This window comes from Lentisalinibacter sediminis, from assembly GCF_040706615.1.
In the GTDB taxonomy this organism is placed as follows: domain Bacteria; phylum Pseudomonadota; class Gammaproteobacteria; order Steroidobacterales; family Woeseiaceae; genus Lentisalinibacter; species Lentisalinibacter sediminis.
In genome coordinates, this window is record NZ_JAPDRF010000005.1 from 20,705 (window position 1) to 41,451 (window position 20,747).

Here is a 20,747-nt window from a genome sequence, read left to right on the forward strand (position 1 = left end):
TCCGGACTGCGGCTAGGCCCCGGCGCTCGCGTAGTAGCGGGCGACGTGCTCCTCGAAGCTGATGGTCTCGGATGCCTCCAGCTCCCGCTGGCGCTCACGGGAGCGCCTTGCCTCTTCCTCGAACTCGGCCTGGCGGCGCTCGTTCACGGGCTTCAGCGTGCGGAAATACGATTTGTGGCTGCGCGCGGCCTCGAGCGCGAACTCGAAGAAGCTGGCGCCGCTCTCCACCAGCTCGGCCACCAGGCGGGCGGAGGGCGTGCGGTCCGGGTCGTCGATCAGCTCCCGCTGGTGGGCGAGCGTGTCGCCGTAGGGGGTGCCGTCGAGTCCGTCGTCGAGGATCTCCGCCACCGGTGCCATGTCGGCGAGGATATCGGCGGCCCAGTCGGCCAGCAGGACTCCGCGGCCGTCACGCTCGAGGTAGAGACCCGGGTCGCGGCCCGAGTGGGCGGTGGCGGTCTGGTTGGCGCCGGCCTGCGCCAGAGCCTCCTCGTCCAGGAGCGGGCTGTCCTTCAACAGACAGTAGATCAGGAAGCACTCGACGAACCGCAGCTCGTTCTGATTGACGCCGACCGGATCGAACGGGTTCAGGTCGAGGGCGCGCACTTCGACGTACTCCACCCCGCCGCGCAACAGCGCCGCCGTGGGGCGCTCGCCGGAGCGGGCCGTGCGCTTCGGCCGGATCGGGCTGTAGTACTCGTTCTCGATCTGCAGGATGTTCGAGTTCAGCTGCCGGTGCACGCCGTCCACCAGCAGGCCGATGCGCTCGTAGTCGGGCTCGGAGGTATTGATGGCGGCGTCCAGATCGGCGACGTAACTCGGGAGGTCGTTCAGCGAGATGTTCAGCTTCGCCTGGGTGCGATTGCTGTAGCCGAAGTCGCTCATGCGCAGCGAGGTGGCGTAGGGCTCGAACAGCGTCTCCGCGTCGAACTCGGGGATGGTCGGGTAGTCGTCGGCGAGGAACGACTTGCACATCGCCGGCGAGGCGCCGAACAGGTAGAGCAGCAGCCAGCCCTCGCGGCGGAAGTTGCGCAGCAGGCCGAAGTAGTGGGCGGAGCGGAACGCGTCCGCCGAGCCGGCGTCGGCCTCGTGCTCCTGGTACTCGTGCCAGAAATGTTCCGGCAGCGAGTAGTTGAAGTGCACGCCCGAGATTGTCTGCATGACCCGGCCGTAGCGATAACCGAGCCCACGGCGGTAGACCTTTTTCATCTGGCCGACGTTCGAGGGGCCGTAATCGGCCAGGGGGATACTGTCCTCGTCGCCCACCCGGCAGGGCATCGAGGTGACCCACAGCAGCTCGTCGCCGATCTGTCGATACGCGAACTGGTGCACGTCGCACAGGAACTGGATGGTCTCCCACAGGGCGGGGAAGGGGGGCGTGACGAACTCGATCAGCGCCTCGGAGAAATCCGTGGTGATGTAGCGGTTGGTGAGCGCCGAACCCAGACCGCGCGGATGGGGCAGCGGCGAGATATAGCCCTCGGGCGTGACGCGCAGCGACTCCTTCTCCACGCCCTTGCGGCCGCCGCGCAGCAGACCCGCCGTGCTGGAAGCGGCGAGGCGCTCCAGCCGTTTATCGAGTTTTCGATCCACCGAGCCCCCTCGAGCCCCAGCAGCAACCCCGGCTGCCCGCCGACGGACGCGCCGTCCGGGAGACCGGGCCGCTGCGGCATGCCGCGACAAGCGGGAGAGTCTAAACCGACAGCGCGACGCGCCGCCAGCCGTGAGACGGCCACGGCCGTGTCACGGCGCGATCCAGTCTCCCGCCCAGCCATGGCCGCAGTCATGTCCGTGGTCATGGCCACGGCCATCGCCGCGGTGCCGGGCACGGCCCACGCGCCGGAAGCGCGCGCGCCGGTGGCCATCGGCGGTGAGATGCAGCCAGTCGATGAACTCGATGGCCGCTGCCACGACGGCGAAGTTCCCGCGCCCCGGCTCGGTCTCCTCCGGCTCCGGCCGCCGCCGGCGCAGCCCTTGCGGCAGCGTGGAGACGGCACTCTCCAGCACGGCGCCGGGCCCCGGCTCCACGAGGTAGCAGCGCCGCGAACCCGCGGCGCTGGCCCGCCACCGCTCGGTCGCCAGGGCATCGTCGGCATGCACCCTGGCCCGCCCCTCGAGGCGGAGCTGCACCTTGCGCGCCGGGTCGTAGAGCAGCCAGCTCACCGGCGCATCGTCCCCGATCTGCCGGACCTTCGCAGAGCGGACATCGGTGTGGCAGAGCACGTGGCCGGCCTCCCGCTCGGCGGCGCGCAGCACCACGGTCCGCAGCCGGGGTTCGCCGTGCTCGACGGTGCCGAGGACAGCGGTGTGGAAGGGACTGCGGGCAGAGCCGGCGCCCTCCTCCAGGTAATCCCAGCATAGCTGCAGCAGTTCTTCCAAATGGTCCGGTCGGTCGGTTTCCATACGCGTCACCGTCGTTGTGCCGACGCAGGGATACCCGTCCCGTGCCGCCGCTGCAAGGCCCGATACGCCGCGCTACACTGTGGATGATGCGGGTAACGCCCAGAAAATCGCTGCGTCCGACCGGCCGGCTCGAACGGGCCGCCGCCGCACTCTGCGTGCTGCTCGCGCTGATACTGGCGCCCGAGGCCCACGCCATGCGCTGCGGCAACAAGCTGGTGAGCGAGGGCATGCACATCACGAAGGTGCTCGACATGTGCGGAGAGCCCGATTACGAGCAGACACGCACCGTCCTGCGCCGCAACGTGTTCATCGGCAAGACCACGCGCGCACCGGACTCGGGTGTGATCCGGCGGCATATCTACGGCTGGGGAACGCCGCCCTGGGTGGAGGTCGAGATACGGGAGCTCACCTGGAATTTCGGGCCGAACAAGTTCATGCGGCGGGTACGTTTCGAGGACGGCATCGTCACCGAGATCGAGACCCTGGAGCGGGGATACGTGGAATAGCGGCCCGGCCTTTCGGGGCCAAGTGCCAACTGTGTCACGAATTCCCCGGACGGGAAGCTCTAACATAATCCCGAATTCTCACCCCCGGTACGACGACATGAGCGACAGGAAATTCCGCCGGCTACTCGACCGCAGCAGCGGCCCGGCCACGCTGATCGGCGCGGGCTGCCGCGTGCAGGGCGAACTCTCGGGCAAAGGCGACTTCGTGATCTGCGGCGAGGTGGAGGGCGACTGCCACCTGGATGGAACGGTCACCGTGGCGCCCGGCGGCCGCTGGATCGGCGTGCTGCAGGCCCGCAACGTCGTGCTGGCCGGCGAGATCGAAGGCGAGGTGATCGCCAACGGCAGGCTGGAAATCGCGCCCAGTGCCAGAATCAAGGGTACCGTCACCGGCGAGGCGATCGCCGTCGCCGAGGGCGCGGTCGTGGACGGGGCCATCCGTACAACCGGGCCCCGGGAGCCCGAGACCTTCGTCGAGAAGCGGACTCGGCAGGACGACGACGAAGCGCTGACCGGCACCGGCTGAGCGCCGGTCAGTCCGGCAGGATCGCCACCCGGATGCGGTTGTTCACCGCCGCCACCCGGTTCCACTCGCCCGCGCGCAGCGCATCGGTCACCGGCGGATAGGCCAGCACCGGTTCGGTGTTGCCGGCGGTGCCCGTCTCCACCCGGATGCGGCCATCGTAGCGGCTGTCGACGGTGCCGAGGAAGTTCGCGAAAGCCACCGACTGGCGCAAGCCGCGGGTGACGGCCTCCTCGGCCGACAGGCCCAGCCGGTCGCAGTCCGTCAGCGGCAGTTCCGCCGGTGCCACCTCGTAATCGTCGCCGCCGGTTTCCTGCAGACAGAAGTCGCCCACGTGGGAGACGACGCGGACCCGGCCGACGAATCCCATGGCGTCCAGTCGATCCAGCAGCTCCTCCAGCACCAGGCGCTGCTCTTCACCGAAAGCGAGTTCCGTCCAGGCATAGCGGCCGTTCTGGTTCACCGCCCACTGCACCGCCTCCAGCGCCTGATCCAGCGCGCTGGCGTAGCCGGCGCGGGTCCGGCTCATGCGCTCCTCGATGGCCATGGTACCGTCGGCCACGAGCGCCTGACGGTTGCGCAGCTGCTCCAGCAGCTGTTCGGAGCGCCCGCGCTCCGCCTGCCACTGGCGCTCGGCCTTGATGTAGAGCCAGCCGAAGGCAAGCGCCGCCACCGCCAGCACGGCGACGGCCGCCAGCGCCACCCGGGGCAGCGTGCTGCCGTCGGCGGGCACCTCGTCGCCGCCGGGCTCCCGGCGGCTGCCGATCTCGTCGGCCACCCGCGCGGCGATGGATTCGTAGCTGTCGATCAGGTCGCGGCGGATGATGGAGCGCTGCTGCTCGAACAGGTCCTGGATCATCTCGCGCAGGCCGACATCCAGCCCCGAGAGCGCCTGCAGGTCGGCCGCGGTATCGCCGCTGGACCGGGCGATGCCCGCCTGGCCGCCGTCGGGCGCCGCCTCTGCGCTCGATTCGATGAGGCGCAGCGACTCGAGCACCTTCGAGACCTCGACCGGCGCCACCTGTTTCGGCAGCACGCCCACCGCGCCGAGGGCGCGGGCCTGACCCACATACAGTTCTCCCTCCTGGGAGGTGTACATCATGATGGGGATGGTGGCGGTGTCGGGGTTGTCCTTGATGGCGCGCACCGCCTCGAAGCCGTCCATGCCCGGCATCATGTGATCCATGAAGATCACGTCGGGACGATGGTCGGCCAGGTATTCCAGCGCCTCTTCGGCCGATTCGGCCGTGGCTACGTCGAGGTCGTGACGCTCGAGCAGACGGCGCAGCACCACCCGCGCCGAGTGCGAGTCGTCAACGATCAGTGCGCATTTCTTCTCCATCCCCAGTCCGTTCAGGCCGCTCCTGCCATGCAACCTCCGCGCGGATTGGCTCATTCTACACGCGGCGGGCCGCCGGCACCGGACCGACGGCGCATTCGTGCGACGGCCTGACGGCATTCTGCGACACTCGCCGCTCGCTGCCCGGCTGGGTTAGACTCTGCCTGCGAGGGAGTCGCGAAAAACTTCCCGAAGAAGAACAAGAAAGAAAACCGGAGGAGCGACCATGCTGGAGTCCGTCACGGGTCATCGCGGGGATACCGCGACGCGCAGGACTGAGAGGTCCGGGTCGGCCTGACGGCCACCGGCTCCGCTATGTGGCGGAAACTGCTGCCGAAATATCTGACGACGGCGATCGCGCTGTCGGTGGCCATCGTGTGCACGGTGGCCGGTCTGCTCGTGGTCAACTACACCCATCTCGCCGGCGAACTCAGTGAGGCAGGCGTCGCGCAGAAAGAAGAGCTGCTGACCCGCCAGTTCGAGGCCCGCGTGCTCGAGTCGGTCGCGGCGCTGGAGCGCGAAGTGGACGCGCCGCTGGCCGGCGGCGACGAGGTCGCCGTGCAGGCGGTACTGGACGAGGCGCTCGCGGATCTGGATATGTTGCGGGGTCTTGCGATCGTCGACGCCGAGAACCGGCCGGTGGTCCGCGCCGGCGCACCCATCGCAACGGATGCGGCCGTGCTGGCGCTGGGCGCGCCCTATTGGGGAGAAGACACCGTGGTCGCCGTGCGGCCGATCATCGCGAACGGCGAGAACATCGGCGAGCTGCAGGCCGAGTTCGCCCAGACCCAGGTGGTCGAGGGCATCGCGGGATTCCGCGAGCGGCTGGAGTCGGTCACCCGGGAACACCGCAACCGCGCCTTCATCCGGCTGCTCGTATTCACCCTGCTCATACTGCTGGCCTGCGCCGCGGTCGCCTGGTTCGCGGCGCGGCGGCTCGTACTGCCGATCCAGGAGCTGATCCGCCAGGCCCGGGACGTCAGCAGCGGCCATTACGGCGAGCGCATGGCGGTGGAGCGGAGCGACGAACTCGGCGATCTCACCACGGCGTTCAACGACATGCGCGAGACGCTGCGCGATACCACTATCTCCCGCGACTATCTCGACCGCATCCTGAACAGCATGAACGACGGCGTGATCGTCTGCGACCCCGACGGCCGGATTGACCGGGTGAACACGGCCATAGGCCGGCTGCTCGGCTATCGCTCGGAGGAACTCGTGGGCCTGCCGGTTACCGACCTGGTGGCGCCGGAGTACCGGCGCAAGTTCCGCTCCGAGCCGGAAGGCGGCGCCCCGAGCGAGTCCGTGTTCATCACCCGCGGCGGGCAGCACGTACCGGTTTCCTGGACCGGCTCGGCGCTGCGCGGGGACGACAGCGAGGCGGACGGGCGCATCTTCGCCGTGCAGAACATCACCGAGCGCAAGCGTGCGGAGCAGCGCATCCGCTATCTCGCCCGTATCGACGCCCTCACCAAGGTGCCGAACCGCATGCAGTTCCAGCACCTCCTGCAGAGGGCCATCGCCAGGGCGCGCCGCGAGCGCCGCTGCCTGGCGCTGCTCTACATCGACGCCGACCACTTCAAGGACATCAACGACACGTTCGGCCACCTCGCCGGCGATACGACCCTGGAGACGATGACCGAACGACTGATCCGCGAGCTGCCGGAGAAGACCGTGATCGGACGCCTCGCAGGCGACGAGTTCGCCGTGGTCCTGGAGCAGATCCCCGACGAGGAGCACGCCGAAGGAGAGGTCTCGGAGGTGGCAGGCCGCCTGCTCGCCACCCTCGCCGAGCCCTTCCACGTGCAGTCCAACGAAGTCTTCATGACAGCGAGCATCGGGGTGGCTTTCTACCCCGAGGACGCGGGCAACGTCATCGACCTCATCCGCAACGCGGATGCAGCGCTGTACCATGCGAAGAAGGTCGGCGGGAACAGCCACCGCTTCTATCGGCCCGAGATGAACGAGGCCGCGGTGGAGCGGCTGATGCTGAAGAGCCGGTTGCGCCGCGCCTACGAGCGCGACGAGCTGCTGCTGCACTATCAACCGAAATACAACCTGCGCGACGGCAGCGTCATCGGCGCGGAGGCGCTCGTGCGCTGGGAGCTGCCCGACCGCGGCCTTATCCTGCCCTCCGAGTTCATCCCGCTGGCGGAGGAGAGCAATCTGATAGTGGAACTCGGCGAGTGGGTGCTGGAACGGGTCTGCTCGGACTATCGCCGCTGGCAGAAGACGTTGCCGATACCCGGGCGGGTGGCGGTCAATCTCTCGCTGAAGCAGCTGCGGCAGGCCAATTTCCTGCAGCGGGTCGAGCAGATCGTGCGCCGCCACGGCGTCTCCCCCACCTGTCTGGAGCTGGAGATCACCGAGACCACCCTGATGGAAGACACGCAGCGCACGATCCGCATGCTCGACGACCTTTACGCCATGGGCCTGCATCTCGCCATCGACGACTTCGGCACCGGCTACTCGTCGCTGAGCGCGTTGCAGCAATTCCCCATCAGTACGCTGAAGATAGATAAGTCTTTCGTGCGCGATGCCGCGGTGGACCCCGACGACGCCACCATCGTGGCGACGATCATCGAGATGGGCCGCAGCCTGAAGATGGACGTGGTGGCCGAGGGCGTCGAGACCGAGGAACAGCTCGCATTCCTGCAGACGCTGGATTGCACCTATGTGCAGGGGCTGCTGTTCGGCGAGCCGATGAGCGCCGACGATTACCTGGCGCTGCTGATCGCGCAGCAGGACGGCACGGACACCCACCGGGCACTGTTCGCCTGAATCAGCCAATTTTCCATTTGCATCAGTAAGTTGGACCCCGACTTCACTGCGACGGGCCATTGATGATTAAATGACGGCCTCGTCCGCGGCGCCCTCCGACCGCTGCCGCGTCGCACCAAAACACTGTCAATCCGGAGGATCAGGCTCATCATGAAAAGCTTCAGACTCGCCGTCGTTCTGGGACTCGCGAGCTTCGCTGCCGCCGCGCAGGCGGAATGCGTATATCCCGAACAGGACGTGGAGATGCCGGACGGCACGAAGGCCTCGCAGCAAGAGATGATTGCCGCACAGAAAGCCGTGAAGGCCTACATGGCGGACATGGAGTCCTACCTCGCCTGCCTCAAGGAAGAGCATGCCGCCGCAGCGGCGGAGGCCGGCGATGTAGACGAGGAAGCCGCCGCCAAACGGGAGGCGATGTTCACCAAGCGCCATGACGCCGCGGTGGACCAGATGCATCTGATGGGCGCCCGCTTCAATGAGCAGGTCCGCGCCTACAAGGGCCAGAGCGACTAGAGCCGGAGATCGGCCCGGCGGGCCGGGGCGACAAGCCGCCCGCTCACCAGCGGTACTTGTCGAAGTTCTCCGGGTTCGCCCAGTTCTCGGGCGAGTTCCACTCCCGCTCCCGGTTGAAGCTGTCGCGGTCGTAGAGATACGCGCCGCCGTGCGCGTCCGGGCTCGGGTGGTGTTCGAAGCCCAGCGCGAGCATCCGCCGGGGCTCGAATCGCCGGGCAGCGCCCCCGGCGACCAGCAGGCGCCGGGCGTGCAGGTCGCGCAGGCGCCCCAGCAGGGACTCGTCCGCGGCGGCCAGATCGAGCACGAGGCCGAGGTCGTAGACACCCAGGCCATCCAGGTCTGCGATCGTGGCGTCGGCGGGCAGGCGGTCGCAGTCCCGGCCGGCCGGCGCGTCGGCCCCGATCAGCAGGAGCGAAGCAGTCTCGGCCAGGCAGTCCAGCTCGCCGGCCACGGTCAGGGGCGCGTCCTCCGCGCCGCCGGCCTGGCTGTGGGACGGCTCCCGCTTCATGTCCTCAGAGCCGGTTGATCTCTCGGCGGAGGCCTTCCTGGGGATCGGTCACGATGCGTTCCAGCACCCGCACGCGCTCCTCCAGTTCCCGGAGCCGTGCGAGCGTGGCCTCCCACTCCTCGTCCCGCTTCGGGTCCTCTTCCCGCCGGTGGTGGCGGAGGTATTCCTTCGCGATGCCAGCCAGCAGCACGATCGCGACCAGGGCGATGACGAAGATATGCGCCGAACTCATCGATCAGTACCTCCCGGTCCCCGCCGCGCCTCCAGGTCCCGGAACTCCCGGTCCAGGTCGAAGCGCGGCGACGTGACGTAGCGCTCCATGCGGGCGAGACGGCTGTCCAGCCGCTGGAAGCGCCGGCGTATCTCCCCCATTGTCGCCTGGGGCGACGAGCGCAGTGCCCGGCGGAAATCCGGATCCTCCCGCACCGCTCCCGGCGCCATCGGCCGATAGGGTATCAGCAGGGCGATGCCGAAGTAGATCAGCAGCGTCATCGGCGCCGATATGAAGAACGCGACGACAGCGAGGATGCGCGTGACCTTCAGGTCGAAACCGAAGTAGTCCGCGATACCCGCGCATACGCCGAAGATCATGCCGCGCTCGCGGTCACGATAGAAGCGTCTCTCCTGGATTCTCTCACTCACAGACGGTCTCCCATGCTCGTGCCGCGACGCCAGAATTCACGCTCGCGGTGATGATCGCGTGCGCTCAGCGGCCGGTCCCGAAGCAGCAGGGCGGCCACCAGATAGGTGAGTCCGACCGGCAGCGGCGCGACCAGCAGGGCGGCCAGCGCCACCCCGCGCACCAGCAGAATGTTGAAGTCGAAATAATCGGCGATGCCGGCGCAGAGGCCGAATATCAGGCCGTTCTCCCGGTCCCGATAGAGCCGCCGCAGGCGACCGCCGAGCTCGTGGAACGGATTCTGGTTCATGTCTTCCTCCTCCAGTCCGGGACCTCGTCGTCCAGGATGGTCTCCAGCGCGTTGAGCCGGCTCTCCATGTTCTGCGACAGTGTCCAGATCTCCTCGAGCATCTCCTCTTCGGTGCCGGAGAGCTCGCGGGACTTTTTCCACTTCGTCACGTAGTGGAGGATGATCCACAGCGGCAGAACGATCGTGACGAAGAGGATTCCCAGTATGTACATCGTCTCGCCCATTTAAGCCTGATTCCCGCCTTCGGTCGCGCTTCCGGTCTGCTTGCCTGCACGCCGGCGCTTCAGCTCGGCGAGCTCCCGGTTCACGGATTCCTCGGCTTCCAGACTGGCGAACTCGTGCTCGAGCCCCTTGGGCTGGCCCATGTCGTAGGCCTCAACGCGGCCCTCGACATCGTCCATGCGCCGCTCGTACTGCTCGAAGCGCACCAGCGCGTCCTCGATCTTGTAGTCGTGGATCTTCTTGCGGGCCGCCAGGCGGCTGGTCGCCGTCTTGTGTCGCGAGACCAGCGTCTTCTGCCGTGCCTTCGCATCCTTGAGCTTGGCCTCCAGCCGGGCGATGTCCTCGTTCAGCCGGGTCAGGCCCTCGTCCACCTGGGCGTAGTCGGCCCGCACCTGCTCGGCCGCCGCAGCCACCTGGGACTTCTCCACCAGCGCCGCCTTGGCGAGGTCGTCGCGTCCCTTCTCCAGCGCCAGTTCGGCCTTGCGCTCCCAGTCCGCCTGCTCCTCCTCCAGGGCGCCCAGCTTGCGGTTGAGTTCCTTCTTGTCGGCGATGGATCGGGCCGCCGCCGAGCGCACCTCGACCAGCGTGTCTTCCATCTCCTGGATCATCAGCCGAACGATCTTCTCCGGATCCTCCGCCTTCTCCAGGATGGCATTGATGTTGGAGTTAACGATGTCGCTGAATCGCGAAAAAATGCCCATAGCGCATTCCTCAGTTGTTTGCCTTGTCATCCTGGATATAGCAGGTTCCGTGCCAGATCGACCGAATGAATCCAACTAATTGATTTTGATGACAATAATAGAAAAGAATGGCGCACCTGAAATAGTAAAAAATATAGCGTTTTTTACTAACTTTTAGTATGAATAACCATCTTGTAGCATAATTGGCGAACATTGGACGACCGTCAGAAACAACCCATCATCGGCGAGGCGCCCGCCTTCCTGGAGATGCTCGAGCATGTCTCGCGGGCGGCGCCGCTCGCCAAGCCGGTGCTGGTCGTCGGCGAGCGCGGCACCGGCAAGGAGCTGGTTGCCTCCCGGCTGCACTTCCTGTCGGAGCGCTGGGAACAGCCTCTGGTGAAAGTGAACTGCGCGGCGCTGACCGAGAGCATCCTGGAGTCGGAGCTGTTCGGACACGAGGCGGGGGCATTCACCGGCGCGGTCAGGAAACACGTCGGTCACTTCGAGCGCGCCGACGGGGGCACTCTGGTCCTCGACGAGCTGGCCACCGTCCCCATCCGCACCCAGGAGAAGATCCTGAGGGTGATCGAGTACGGCGAGTTCGAGCGCGTCGGCGGCAGCGAGACCCTGCAGGTGGACGTACGCATCGTCGGCTCGACCAACGAGGACCTGCAGACCCGGGTCGCAGACGGTCGCTTCCGCGCCGACCTCCTGGACCGGCTGGCCTTCGACGTGATCACGGTGCCGCCGCTCAGGGAACGGCTCGACGATATCCTGCCGCTGGCCTACACGTTCGCGGTCAACATGACCGCCGAGCTGCGCCGGGCCTACTTCCCCGGCTTCACGGCCCGCGCCGCCTCCGCGCTGCTCCGCCGCCACTGGCCGGGCAACGTCCGGGAGCTGAAGAACGCCGTCGAGCGCTCGGTCTACCGCAGCGAGCACCCGGACGCGAAGATCGCAGAGATCGCTTTCGACCCCTTCGACTCTCCGTTCAGACTGCGCACGGAGGCCCCGGAAGAAGAGACTGCCACGCCTCCGGCGCCCGCCGGGCGGACGCGTCTGCCCACCGACCTCAAGGAGCGGCTCGCGGAACTGGAGATATCTCTCGTGCGGGCCGCGCTCGAGAAGGCACGCTACAACCAGCGCGTGGCCGCCGGCCTGCTAGGCCTCACCTACCACCAGTTCCGTGGCTGCCTGAAGCGCCACGACATCCCGTCCCGGCCGGACGGTGCCGTACGGCGCCAGTCCCGCCGCCGCAGGCCGGGCCGCGCCCGGGCGGAAACCGACTGAGTACGACAGGGCCGCGAGCGGGCGGTGAATCGGGCTTCGGCAGTCGGGCCTCGATGGGCTACTATGACGCTTGAGCCATCGTGGCACCGACACTCACGCAGACGACGCCAGACCGCGAGCAGCGACTCCAAAGACCACAAGACCAGACCACCCATGAAAAAAATCGGCACGGCACTCAGCGAGCATGCCACCCGGATGATGCTGCTCGGCTCCGGCGAACTCGGCAAGGAGATCGCGATAGAGGCGCAGCGCTTCGGCGTGGAGGTGATCGCGGTCGACCGCTATGCCAATGCGCCGGCCATGCACGTGGCGCACCGCTCCCACGTCATCGACATGCTCGACCCGGTGGCGCTACGCCAGGTGATCGAGGACGAGGAGCCGGACTTCGTGGTCCCGGAGATCGAGGCCATCGCCACACCCGTGCTGCAGGAACTCGAGGAGACGGGCCACTGCATCATTCCGACGGCCCAGGCGACCCGCCTGACCATGGACCGGGAAGGCATCCGCCGGCTGGCTGCAGAACACCTGGAACTGCCGACTTCCGACTACCGATTCGCGGGCACCCAGGCGGAGTACCGGGACGCGGTCGAGGCGATCGGCCTGCCCTGCGTGGTGAAGCCCGTGATGAGTTCCTCGGGCAAGGGGCAGAGCGTCGTGCGCGAAGCGGGAGAAGTCGACGCCGCCTGGGAATACGCGCTGCAGGGCGGGCGCAGTGCCGGCGGCCGCGTCATCGTCGAGAGCCTGATCGAATTCGACTACGAGATCACGCTGCTCACGGTGCGCCACGACGACGCCATCAGCTTCTGCGAGCCCATCGGCCATCTGCAGCTGAAGGGCGACTATCGGGAGTCGTGGCAACCCCAGCCCATGAGCGAGACCGCGCGGGAACGTGCCCAGCGGGTGGCAGGGTCCATCGTGGGCGCGCTCGGCGGCCGGGGCGTGTTCGGCGTCGAACTGTTCGTCAAGGGCGACCAGGTCTGGTTCAGCGAGGTCTCGCCGCGACCCCACGACACCGGCATGGTGACCATGATCTCCCAGTACAACTCTCAGTTCGCGCTGCATGTCCGCGCTATTCTCGGCCTGCCAATCCCGGTGATTCGCCAGCTCGGCCCGTCGGCCTCCTGCGCCATCGTCGCAGAAGGCGACTCAGACAATATCCGCTTCAAGGGCGTGGACAAGGCGCTGCAGGAGCCGGATACGAGCCTCAGGCTGTTCGGCAAGCCGTCGATCCGGGGGTCGCGGCGGCTTGGGGTCGCGCTCGCGAGAGGCGAGAGCATAGAGGAAGCCAGGGACAAGGCGCGCCGCGCCGCCGGCGCCGTCATCTGCAAGTTCTGAGGAAACCGACACGGGTCGGCGCCGGCGGCGTTCAGCCGTTCGCGGTCTCGTCCCGGTAGCGGCGGAAATAGACCGCGCCGGCGGTGAAACCGGCAGCCACCGCCAGCCCGCCCCACAGACCCGGCATCGCCAGGAACTCCCACGGATCCAGTAGCGCGAGCAGATTCAACTCGCCGGCCAGTCTGTCGGGGAGGTCGCCTACGGAGATGCGCAGGTCGTCGCCGCGGAAACTCGCCGTGATCCAGGGCATTTGTCCGAGGCGGCTGAAGACGAGCCGGGCGAAGACGCCGGTATCGAAGACCAGACGCTCGGCCAGGGGGATCACGACGAACGGCAGCACGGCCCAGAGGAAGACGTTCTTCTTCGCAAACGCCGAGCAGAACAGGCCCCAGGCGATGAACGGGAGGAACCAGAGCGAGGCGCCAACCAGGTAATAGACCGAGAGAGTCCAGACCTGCAGCAACGGCATCGGCCGCCACACCAGCTCCCAGGCACTGCCACCGCCGAGCCAGACGGCGATGGTCGACAGGCACAGAATCACGAGCTGCGTGGCGGCGAGGAAACCGAAGGTGATCACGGGTGCCAGCAGTGCGGCGGTCACCAGCTTCGAGATCACCACCTCGGTGTCGGTGAGTGGCAGCGACTTCCAGAACAGGATGCTGCGATCCTTGCGCTCGGCGTAGAGGGCGTCGATGGAATAGAAGAAGACGAGGAACGCCAGGCCGACGACGAAGACCGTCGACGGTCCGACCGTCAGCGCGAAGACCCCCGCCGCCGAACCGACGTCGCCGCCGACCTGCATGCCGGCCACCATATTCTCGAAGCCGATGGCTCTGGCGCCGCCGGTCACCAGTGCGGTGGCCACGCCGAGGGCCACCACCAGGCCGATCACCAGCGGCGTCAGATACAGCGCGCGATGCTCCCACAGCTCCCGCTGCATCAGGAAATAGGCTCTGCGCATCACGCTCTGGCTCCTCTGAGCTTGGCGACGAACAGGTCTGCGAGGCCGGGGGTCTTCACCTCTCCCAGGCTGCGCAGGCGGTCCCGGTCAACGCCCTCGAACGTGAGCACCTTCTTGCCGAATACGTCTCGCCGTGCGATGGGCTGCAGAGCCAGGGCCTGTTCCGCCCGGTCACCGCTGGTAGTCAGCTCGACGTAGCGCGCGGCGACTTCGTCCACGCTTTGGTCGAGTACCACACGGCCGTCGTCGATGAACATCACGTCGGTGAGGATGTGTTCGATCTCCTCCACCTGATGGGTGGTGACGATGATGGTCCGCTGCTCGTCGAAATAGTCGTTCAGGATGGTGGTGTAGAACTCTTTCCGGAAGAGGATGTCCAGCCCGAGCGTCGGCTCGTCCAGCACCAGCAGCTTCGCGTCGATGGCCATGATGATGGACAGGTGCAGCTGAGTGACCATGCCCTTGGAGAGTTCCTTCACCCTCGCGTCACGTCGCACCGGGGTGCGCTCGAGGAAGGCGTCCGCCTCCCGGCGGCTGAAGTTCGGATGCACGGCCTCGACGAAGTCGAGCAGGTCGCTCACCCGGATCCAGGGCGGCAGCACGGCGACGTCCGCGACGAAACAGATGTTCTGCATCAGCTGCTTGCGCTGACGGAATGGGTCGAGGCCGAGCACCCGCAGCTCGCCCTCGCAGTCGGTCAGGCCCAGCAGTGTCTTCAGCAGCGTGGTCTTGCCCGCTCCGTTCGGGCCTATCAGCCCGACGATGCGGCCCGGCTCGACGTCGAAGCTGACGTTGTCCACCGCGCGGGTCGAGCCGTAGCGTTTCGAGACGCCGTGCGCCTGCACGATGGCCGTCATGATCCGTCGCTCCCCTCGTCCTTCGCCTGTTCCGCCCGCGCCAGAAGGTCCGCCGGGTCCAGCTCCAGGCGCTGCATGGTCGCGACCACCTCGGGCCACTCCTGCTGCAGGAATCGCTCACGCTCGTCCTTCAGCAATCGGTCCCGGGCACCCGGCAGGACATACATGCCGCGTCCGCGACGCTTCTCGACGAGTTCTTCGTCGACCAGTTCCTGGTAGCCTTTCAGCACGGTCAGCGGATTCAGCCGGTACTCGGCCGCGACGTTGCGTACCGACGGCAGCGCGTCGCCGTCCTGCAGCACACCCTCGAGGATCATCGCCACGACCCGGTCACGGAGCTGGCGATAGATCGGCTGATTGTCGCTCCAGTCAGCTTCCATCAGTTCCCTGCCCCGGGGACCGGCCATATTGGCCATACCGGTCCCGGCCATGTCCGCGGAGTATCCGATCTGCGCTGCGGTGCCACTCACTCATCCCCTCGCTCAGCCCTTGCCGGCCTCCAGAAAGAGGATGTGGTCCGGACCGGATGGCCTGTCCGCGCCATCCGCGCCGCCCGACCTGAGCTCGCTCGCCACCAGCGCCATCGCCATCAGCATGAGCACCGTAAGCCCCAGGGTGAGTCTTCCGCCTGTCTCCTGTCCGCCGTTCATCTTTTCAGCCTCTTTGTCCCCGGGTCCGTGCCCGGTTTCGGTCCTGTTTCGTCCCTTCTCCGTTCGCTGCCAGGCGACTCTGCGCCTACGTGAACGGGTGTTGTAGTCAACTATAACACCAGATGCGGAGAAATCAAGACCAGCTTCACATTCCGGACGGGCCGAACCCCGCCGGGCGGCCGCGGCCGTTCCTACAGGAGTGAGCAGCGAGGAGCAGCAGGTGCCCGACGCCGATGCCGTTACGCCGCCGCGGGCGGTCGCATACACTGGTCCGATGACGCCATCGGACCCGGACGTACGGTTGATGCTGCGTTACCGGGACGGTGACGCGAGCGCCTTCGATGCCCTCTACAGCCGGCACAAGGACGGCCTCTACCGCTATCTCCTGCGGCTCTGCCTCGACACCGCCACGGCGGAGGACCTGTTCCAGGAGGCCTGGGGCAAGCTCATCGCTGCGCGCCACCGCTACCGGCCGACGGCCCGGTTCTCCACCTACCTCTACCGGGTCGCCCACAATTGTTTCGTGGACCACTATCGGCGCCATCGCAACCGCGGCCGGGAGGAGGACGCCGACGCCGTGGCGCTGACGACCCGCGAGGGAGACCCCGGGCGGGAAACCGAGCGCGCGCTGGCCCGGGCCAGACTGGAGCGCCTGCTCGAGGCACTGCCGCCGGAGCAGCGCGACGCATTCCTGTTGCGCGAGGAGGGCGGTCTGTCGGTCGCGGAGATCGCCGAGGCGACCGGAGTGGGTACCGAGACGGCGAAGAGCCGGCTGCGCTATGCCTATCGGAAGCTGCGCGAAGGGTTTGCGCCGCTGGCCGAGGGCGCGGGAGGAGCAGACGATGGCTGATCCCGGACAGGGTCACGACAAGAGCCGTCACACGGACGGTGACACCGCGACGGTGGTCGACGAGACGGTGTCACGCGCCTACCGGGAACTTGCCCGCGAACGTCCGCCCGCGGCGCTGGACGAGCGCATCCGGGGGCGGGCCCGCCGGGCGCCGCCGGCACGGCCCTGGCAGCGGCCTCTGGCCATCGCTGCAACCCTGGCGCTGGCGGTGGCGCTGGTCCTGCAGGTCGCCACGCCGCCGGACGGCGGACAGCCGTCTCCCCTCCGGCAAAGCGCACCGCACAGCCCCGTCGGCGACACCCTGCCCGAGGAGGCAGCCGTCCCGGCCTACGCCCTGCAGCCCGACCGGGCCGATGCCGGGCAGGCGGTATCGGAACTCGGCCGTGCCAGCCGCAAGGCGGCGCAATCGCTGGCAGGCAAAGAAACCGCAACGGCCTCGACCCATTGCACGGACCACGTCGGGAACGCCGACGCCTGGCTGGCCTGCATCGCGGAACTGGAGGCCGCCGGAGAGCAGGCCGCGGCGGAGCGGGAGCGGCAGGCCTGGACCGTCCGCCACGGGCCGGAGCCCGACCCGGCCGACTGAGTCCGGACACCCGACCGTGCTAGAATTCGGCACCCCGCAGGGCAGTCAGGTGTCAGCAAAATGAAGAATCCCGTCCACGTCACGATCACCGGAGCTGCAGGTCAGATCGGCTATCAGCTCGCTTTCCGTATCGCCTCGGGCCAGATGCTCGGCGCCGACCAGCCGGTCGTGCTCCAGCTGCTGGAGATTCCGCCGGCACTGGGCGCCCTCGAGGGCGTGGTGATGGAGCTGGAGGACTGCGCGTTCGATACGCTGGCGGGCGTGAAGGCCACCGACGACGCGAACGTCGCCTTCAAAGACAGCCAGTTCGCGCTGCTGGTGGGCGCCAAGCCGCGCGGGCCCGGCATGGAACGCGCCGATCTGCTGCAGGAGAATGCCAAGATCTTCTCGGTGCAGGGCCGGGCCATCAACGACCACGCGGATCGGGACATCCGCGTGCTGGTGGTGGGTAACCCCGCCAACACGAACGCCCTGATCGCCCAGGCGAACGCCCCGGACATCGACCCGGGCCGCTTCACCGCCATGACCCGCCTGGACCACAACCGGGCCATGGCCCAGCTGGCCGCGAAACTGGATGCCCACGTCGCCGACATCAGCCGCCTGACCATCTGGGGCAATCACAGCGCCACCCAGTATCCCGACGTGAGTCATGCGCTGGTCGGCGGCAAGCCCGCCGCGAACCGGGTGGACGAGGCCTGGCTGAGCGGCGAGTTCATCCCGACGGTGCAGCAGCGCGGCGCGGCCATCATCAAGGCGCGGGGCGCCTCGTCGGCGGCCTCGGCGGCCTCGGCGGCGATCGACCACATGCACGACTGGTGGCTCGGCACCCCCGGCGACGACTGGGTGAGCATGGCCATCCCCGCCGACGGCAGCTACGGCATCGAGCCCGGCGTCATCTACTCCTACCCGGTGCGCTGCGCGGACGGCGCCTACGAGATCGTGCAGGACCTCGACATCAGCGAGTTCAGCCGCGCGCGCATGGACGCCACCGACGCCGAACTGCGCGAGGAGCGGGCCGCCATCGAATCCCTGCTCTGAGGCGCGCACTCCCTCGTCACGCCTCCGACAGGCCCGTCGGCTGCCTGCAGACGCCCGACGGGCTCCGGTATAGTGCCTATTGATGGACCGCTGTCACCGTGACAGCGTGGTACACGGGTGCGTGTGCGCCCGAGTAGAGAGGATGCAATCGTGGCGGATTTTCTGATCGGACTGTTCTGGTTCCTGCTGTTCTTCGGCGGAGCAATCGCCCTCGCCTACCACCGGGTGGACCTCAGGACTTCGACCATGGCCGCCGGCGTGGCGCTGGTCCTCTACACCTTCCTGGGCGACGGGCACTTCCTCTGGTTGCTCGTGCTCTGGGTGTTGTTCGCCGGCATGGTGGCACTGAACTTCGAGGATTTGCGCCGCCAGCGGATCACCCGGCCGGTGCTGGACGTCTACCGCACGATGCTGCCCAGCATGTCGAAGACGGAACAGGAAGCCCTGGAGGCCGGCAGCGTCTGGTGGGACGGCGAGCTGTTCACCGGCCTGCCCGACTGGGACCGCATGCTGTCGATGCCGGCGCCGAAACTCTCGGAAGAGGAACAGGCATTCATCGACGGCCCCTGCGAGGAACTGTGCCGCATGCTCGACGACTGGGAGATCACCCACGAGCTCGGCGACATGCCGCAGGAAGTCTGGGACTACATCAAGAAGCAGAAATTCTTCGCCATGATCATCCCGAAGAAGTGGGGCGGCCTGGAGTTCTCCGCCTACGCCAACGCGATGATCCTGGCCAAGCTCGCCTCCCGCAGCGCGACCGCCTCCTCCACCATCGGCGTGCCGAACTCCCTCGGCCCCGCCGAGCTGCTGTTGCACTACGGCACCGAGGAGCAGAAGAAGCGCTACCTGCCCGGACTGGCCAGCGGCGAGGAGATCCCCTGCTTCGCGCTCACCTCGCCCCAGGCCGGCTCCGACGCCGCGGCCATCGTCGACACCGGCGTGGTCTGCAAGGGCGAATACAACGGTGAGCAGATCACCGGCATCCGGCTCAACTGGGACAAGCGCTACATCACGCTGGCACCGGTCGCCACCGTGCTCGGTCTGGCGTTCAAGCTGAAGGACCCGGACGGGCTGCTGGGCGGCCCCGAGGACTATGGCATCACCGCCGCCCTGGTACCCACGGACACCCCGGGGGTCGAGTTCGGCCGGCGCCACTTCCCGCTGAACATCCCGTTCCAGAACGGCCCCACCACCGGCAAGGACGTGTTCGTGCCGCTGGACGCCATCATCGGCGGGCCGGAGATGGCGGGCAAGGGCTGGAAGATGCTGGTGGAGCTGCTGTCGGTCGGCCGCGGCATCACCCTGCCCTCGAGCGCCCTGGGCGGCGGCCAGGCGGCGGTCTATGCCACCGGCGCCTACAGCCGCATTCGCACCCAGTTCCATCTGCCGGTGGCGAAGTTCGAGGGCGTCGGTGAGGCGCTCACCCGCATCGCCGGCTACACCTACATAATGAGTTCGGCGGTCAGCGTCACCTCCGGCGCCATCGACCAGGGCGAGAAGCCCGCGGTGCCGTCCGCCGTACTGAAGTACCACTGCACCGAACTCGGCCGGAAGATCGCCAACGACGCCATGGACGTGCACGGCGGCAAGGGCATCATGCTCGGGCCGAAGAACTACCTGGGCCGGGGGTATCAGGCGGCGCCCATCGCCATCACCGTGGAAGGCGCCAACATCCTGACCCGCAGCCTGATCATATTCGGTCAGGGCGCGATCCGCTGTCACCCGTTCGTCCTGAAGGAACTGCACGCCGCGCAGGACGAGGACCGGGAGCGCGGCCTGCGCGAGTTCGACAAGTCGCTGTTCGGTCACGTGGGTTATGCCATCAGCAACGCCGCCCGGTCGTTCTTCCTGGCGCTCACCCATGCGAAGTTCAGCCGTGTGCCGCTGAACACGCCCACCCGACGTTACTACCAGAACATCAACCGCTACAGTGCGGCGTTCGCCCTGGTGGCCGACTTCGCCATGCTCACGCTCGGCGGGAAGCTCAAGCAGCGCGAACTGCTGTCGGCGCGGCTCGGCGATGTGTTCAGCAGCATGTACCTGGCCTCCTGTGTGCTGAAGCACTTCGAGAACCAGGGCCGGCGCTCGTCCGATCTGCCGCTGGTGGAGTGGTCCGTGCGCACGCTGATGTACGAGGCCCAGGAGCAGCTGCACAGCTTCCTCAGGAACTTCCCGAACCGTTCGGTGGCGATCCTGCTGCGCGCGCTCGTATTCCCGCGCGGCCGCACCTATTCGTCGCCGGCGGACGAGCTCGGCCAGCAGATCGTCGACCTGGTGATCACGCCGGGTGAGACCCGCGAACGACTGGCAGCGCAGGCTTTCCGGGCGAAGGTGCCCGGCAGCGAACTCGGCCTGCTGCAGGAAACACTGGAGATGGCGCTGGAAGTCGAGCCCATCGAGAGAAAGGTGCGCGAGATGGAGAAGGAAGGCCGCATCAAGGCAGAGTACCTGCCCGATCAGGTGGCCGAGGCACGGGAGGCCGGCTACCTCGGCGAGGAGGAGGCAGAGAAACTGCTCGCCTATCACGAGAAGGCGATGGCCATCATCCACGTGGACGACTTCCCGCCGGATGCGTTCGCCTGCGGCAAGGGCGGGAGCGCCGGCAAAGCCACCGGGCCGGGCAGCAAGAAGAAAAAGAAGAAGGCGGCGCGGCGCAAGAGCAAGACGACGAAGAAGAAACGCGCCGCCTCGGCAACCGCCGGATCGGCGGTCGAGGAAGGAAGCGAGAGCAGTCAGAACACCTGAGCCGGCGGCACAGTCCGGTGGCGTGGCACTG

23 protein-coding genes are annotated in these 20,747 nt (G+C 67.4%); 10 read left to right on the forward strand and 13 right to left on the reverse strand.

All coding sequences use genetic code 11. From position 1 onward, the window contains the following. Nucleotides 1-12: 12 nt before the first annotated feature. On the reverse strand, nt 13-1,590 hold the full coding sequence (gene gshA, locus ACJMKX_RS10425; RefSeq protein ID WP_405224635.1) for a glutamate--cysteine ligase: 1,578 nt from the start codon (nt 1,588-1,590) through the stop codon (nt 13-15). Between the two features lie 150 nt (nt 1,591-1,740). Next, the gene (locus ACJMKX_RS10430; RefSeq protein ID WP_405224638.1) at nt 1,741-2,400 is read right to left on the reverse strand and encodes a pyridoxamine 5'-phosphate oxidase family protein; all 660 of its coding nucleotides are present in this window, start codon (nt 2,398-2,400) and stop codon (nt 1,741-1,743) included. Between the two features lie 41 nt (nt 2,401-2,441). Between ACJMKX_RS10430 and ACJMKX_RS10435 the strand changes: the two genes are divergently transcribed. Both ACJMKX_RS10435 and ACJMKX_RS10440 read left to right on the forward strand, forming a co-directional pair. Continuing rightward, nucleotides 2,442-2,906 carry a DUF2845 domain-containing protein gene (locus ACJMKX_RS10435; RefSeq protein ID WP_405224641.1) on the forward strand — a complete coding sequence of 155 codons (465 nt, stop codon included), beginning with the start codon at nt 2,442-2,444 and terminating at the stop codon, nt 2,904-2,906. A gap of 97 nt (nt 2,907-3,003) precedes the next feature. Next, nucleotides 3,004-3,432, forward strand: coding sequence for a bactofilin family protein (locus tag ACJMKX_RS10440; RefSeq protein ID WP_405224644.1), 429 nt, complete (start codon nt 3,004-3,006; stop codon nt 3,430-3,432). Nucleotides 3,433-3,439: 7 nt separating this feature from the next. Here the strand turns inward: ACJMKX_RS10440 and ACJMKX_RS10445 are convergent, their stop codons facing one another. Continuing rightward, nucleotides 3,440-4,771, reverse strand: coding sequence for a response regulator (locus tag ACJMKX_RS10445; protein WP_405224647.1), 1,332 nt, complete (start codon nt 4,769-4,771; stop codon nt 3,440-3,442). Between the two features lie 312 nt (nt 4,772-5,083). On the opposite strand from ACJMKX_RS10445, the gene ACJMKX_RS10450 reads away from it, so the two are divergent. Together ACJMKX_RS10450 and ACJMKX_RS10455 are read left to right on the forward strand one after the other, a co-directional pair. Next, nucleotides 5,084-7,549, forward strand: a complete 2,466-nt coding sequence (locus ACJMKX_RS10450; RefSeq protein WP_405224650.1) for an EAL domain-containing protein — start codon at nt 5,084-5,086, stop codon at nt 7,547-7,549. A gap of 150 nt (nt 7,550-7,699) precedes the next feature. Beyond that, the gene (locus ACJMKX_RS10455; RefSeq protein WP_405224653.1) at nt 7,700-8,062 is read left to right on the forward strand and encodes a hypothetical protein; all 363 of its coding nucleotides are present in this window, start codon (nt 7,700-7,702) and stop codon (nt 8,060-8,062) included. Nucleotides 8,063-8,105: 43 nt separating this feature from the next. On the opposite strand, the gene ACJMKX_RS10460 is transcribed toward ACJMKX_RS10455, so the two are convergent. From ACJMKX_RS10460 to pspA, 6 genes are read right to left on the reverse strand one after another with little or no spacing between them, the layout of a single operon-like run. Then, nucleotides 8,106-8,570, reverse strand: coding sequence for a DUF6231 family protein (locus ACJMKX_RS10460; protein ID WP_405224656.1), 465 nt, complete (start codon nt 8,568-8,570; stop codon nt 8,106-8,108). A gap of 4 nt (nt 8,571-8,574) precedes the next feature. Further along, on the reverse strand, nt 8,575-8,802 hold the full coding sequence (locus ACJMKX_RS10465) for a hypothetical protein (protein ID WP_405224659.1): 228 nt from the start codon (nt 8,800-8,802) through the stop codon (nt 8,575-8,577). Then, a complete protein-coding gene (pspC, locus tag ACJMKX_RS10470; protein ID WP_405224662.1) occupies nt 8,799-9,212 on the reverse strand; it encodes an envelope stress response membrane protein PspC in 414 nt (137 codons plus the stop codon). Before pspC ends, ACJMKX_RS10465 begins: the two co-directional genes overlap by 4 nt. Then, nucleotides 9,209-9,499: a PspC domain-containing protein gene (locus ACJMKX_RS10475; protein ID WP_405224665.1), complete on the reverse strand. Its 291-nt coding sequence runs from the start codon at nt 9,497-9,499 to the stop codon at nt 9,209-9,211. The genes pspC and ACJMKX_RS10475 overlap by 4 nt, the downstream gene beginning before the upstream one ends. Then, nucleotides 9,496-9,711, reverse strand: a complete 216-nt coding sequence (gene pspB, locus ACJMKX_RS10480) for an envelope stress response membrane protein PspB (protein ID WP_405224668.1) — start codon at nt 9,709-9,711, stop codon at nt 9,496-9,498. Before pspB ends, ACJMKX_RS10475 begins: the two co-directional genes overlap by 4 nt. Nucleotides 9,712-9,723: 12 nt before the next feature. Next, complete coding sequence (gene pspA / locus ACJMKX_RS10485) at nt 9,724-10,422, reverse strand: phage shock protein PspA (RefSeq protein WP_405224671.1); 699 nt, start codon at nt 10,420-10,422, stop codon at nt 9,724-9,726. 192 nt (nt 10,423-10,614) lie between these two features. On the opposite strand from pspA, the gene pspF reads away from it, so the two are divergent. Both pspF and purT read left to right on the forward strand, forming a co-directional pair. Further along, nucleotides 10,615-11,691 carry a phage shock protein operon transcriptional activator gene (pspF, locus tag ACJMKX_RS10490; protein WP_405224674.1) on the forward strand — a complete coding sequence of 359 codons (1,077 nt, stop codon included), beginning with the start codon at nt 10,615-10,617 and terminating at the stop codon, nt 11,689-11,691. A 153-nt stretch (nt 11,692-11,844) separates the two neighbouring features. After that, the gene (gene purT, locus ACJMKX_RS10495) at nt 11,845-13,026 is read left to right on the forward strand and encodes a formate-dependent phosphoribosylglycinamide formyltransferase (protein WP_405224677.1); all 1,182 of its coding nucleotides are present in this window, start codon (nt 11,845-11,847) and stop codon (nt 13,024-13,026) included. A 31-nt stretch (nt 13,027-13,057) separates the two neighbouring features. Here the strand turns inward: purT and ACJMKX_RS10500 are convergent, their stop codons facing one another. From ACJMKX_RS10500 to ACJMKX_RS10515, 4 genes are all read right to left on the reverse strand, one after another. Continuing rightward, on the reverse strand, nt 13,058-13,990 hold the full coding sequence (locus ACJMKX_RS10500; RefSeq protein WP_405224680.1) for an ABC-2 transporter permease: 933 nt from the start codon (nt 13,988-13,990) through the stop codon (nt 13,058-13,060). Further along, nucleotides 13,987-14,844: an ABC transporter ATP-binding protein gene (locus tag ACJMKX_RS10505; protein WP_405224683.1), complete on the reverse strand. Its 858-nt coding sequence runs from the start codon at nt 14,842-14,844 to the stop codon at nt 13,987-13,989. Before ACJMKX_RS10505 ends, ACJMKX_RS10500 begins: the two co-directional genes overlap by 4 nt. After that, nucleotides 14,841-15,224 (reverse strand): GntR family transcriptional regulator, encoded by a 384-nt coding sequence (locus ACJMKX_RS10510; protein WP_405226614.1) that lies wholly within the window; start codon nt 15,222-15,224, stop codon nt 14,841-14,843. Before ACJMKX_RS10510 ends, ACJMKX_RS10505 begins: the two co-directional genes overlap by 4 nt. Before the next feature lie 102 nt (nt 15,225-15,326). Further along, on the reverse strand, nt 15,327-15,494 hold the full coding sequence (locus ACJMKX_RS10515; RefSeq protein WP_405224686.1) for a hypothetical protein: 168 nt from the start codon (nt 15,492-15,494) through the stop codon (nt 15,327-15,329). 220 nt (nt 15,495-15,714) lie between these two features. Here ACJMKX_RS10515 and ACJMKX_RS10520 point away from each other — a divergent pair, with 220 nt between their 5' ends. From ACJMKX_RS10520 to ACJMKX_RS10535, 4 genes are all read left to right on the forward strand, one after another. Then, a complete protein-coding gene (locus tag ACJMKX_RS10520) occupies nt 15,715-16,344 on the forward strand; it encodes an RNA polymerase sigma factor (protein ID WP_405224689.1) in 630 nt (209 codons plus the stop codon). Next, nucleotides 16,337-16,930 carry a hypothetical protein gene (locus tag ACJMKX_RS10525; protein WP_405224692.1) on the forward strand — a complete coding sequence of 198 codons (594 nt, stop codon included), beginning with the start codon at nt 16,337-16,339 and terminating at the stop codon, nt 16,928-16,930. The genes ACJMKX_RS10520 and ACJMKX_RS10525 overlap by 8 nt, the downstream gene beginning before the upstream one ends. Before the next feature lie 60 nt (nt 16,931-16,990). Beyond that, a complete protein-coding gene (locus tag ACJMKX_RS10530) occupies nt 16,991-17,968 on the forward strand; it encodes a malate dehydrogenase (RefSeq protein WP_405224695.1) in 978 nt (325 codons plus the stop codon). A gap of 150 nt (nt 17,969-18,118) precedes the next feature. Continuing rightward, nucleotides 18,119-20,716: an acyl-CoA dehydrogenase gene (locus ACJMKX_RS10535; protein ID WP_405224697.1), complete on the forward strand. Its 2,598-nt coding sequence runs from the start codon at nt 18,119-18,121 to the stop codon at nt 20,714-20,716. Nucleotides 20,717-20,747: the final 31 nt, after the last annotated feature.

Coding starts and splice junctions, on each gene's coding strand:
- ACJMKX_RS10430 (WP_405224638.1), bottom strand. CDS start 2,400: ATGGAAACCGACCGACCGGACCATTTGGAAGAACTGCTGCAGCTATGC.
- ACJMKX_RS10440 (WP_405224644.1), top strand. CDS start 3,004: ATGAGCGACAGGAAATTCCGCCGGCTACTCGACCGCAGCAGCGGCCCG.
- ACJMKX_RS10445 (WP_405224647.1), bottom strand. CDS start 4,771: ATGGAGAAGAAATGCGCACTGATCGTTGACGACTCGCACTCGGCGCGG.
- ACJMKX_RS10450 (WP_405224650.1), top strand. CDS start 5,084: ATGTGGCGGAAACTGCTGCCGAAATATCTGACGACGGCGATCGCGCTG.
- ACJMKX_RS10455 (WP_405224653.1), top strand. CDS start 7,700: ATGAAAAGCTTCAGACTCGCCGTCGTTCTGGGACTCGCGAGCTTCGCT.
- ACJMKX_RS10460 (WP_405224656.1), bottom strand. CDS start 8,570: ATGAAGCGGGAGCCGTCCCACAGCCAGGCCGGCGGCGCGGAGGACGCG.
- ACJMKX_RS10465 (WP_405224659.1), bottom strand. CDS start 8,802: ATGAGTTCGGCGCATATCTTCGTCATCGCCCTGGTCGCGATCGTGCTG.
- ACJMKX_RS10475 (WP_405224665.1), bottom strand. CDS start 9,499: ATGAACCAGAATCCGTTCCACGAGCTCGGCGGTCGCCTGCGGCGGCTC.
- pspB (WP_405224668.1), bottom strand. CDS start 9,711: ATGTACATACTGGGAATCCTCTTCGTCACGATCGTTCTGCCGCTGTGG.
- pspA (WP_405224671.1), bottom strand. CDS start 10,422: ATGGGCATTTTTTCGCGATTCAGCGACATCGTTAACTCCAACATCAAT.
- purT (WP_405224677.1), top strand. CDS start 11,845: ATGAAAAAAATCGGCACGGCACTCAGCGAGCATGCCACCCGGATGATG.
- ACJMKX_RS10505 (WP_405224683.1), bottom strand. CDS start 14,844: ATGACGGCCATCGTGCAGGCGCACGGCGTCTCGAAACGCTACGGCTCG.
- ACJMKX_RS10510 (WP_405226614.1), bottom strand. CDS start 15,224: ATGGAAGCTGACTGGAGCGACAATCAGCCGATCTATCGCCAGCTCCGT.
- ACJMKX_RS10515 (WP_405224686.1), bottom strand. CDS start 15,494: ATGAACGGCGGACAGGAGACAGGCGGAAGACTCACCCTGGGGCTTACG.
- ACJMKX_RS10525 (WP_405224692.1), top strand. CDS start 16,337: ATGGCTGATCCCGGACAGGGTCACGACAAGAGCCGTCACACGGACGGT.
- ACJMKX_RS10530 (WP_405224695.1), top strand. CDS start 16,991: ATGAAGAATCCCGTCCACGTCACGATCACCGGAGCTGCAGGTCAGATC.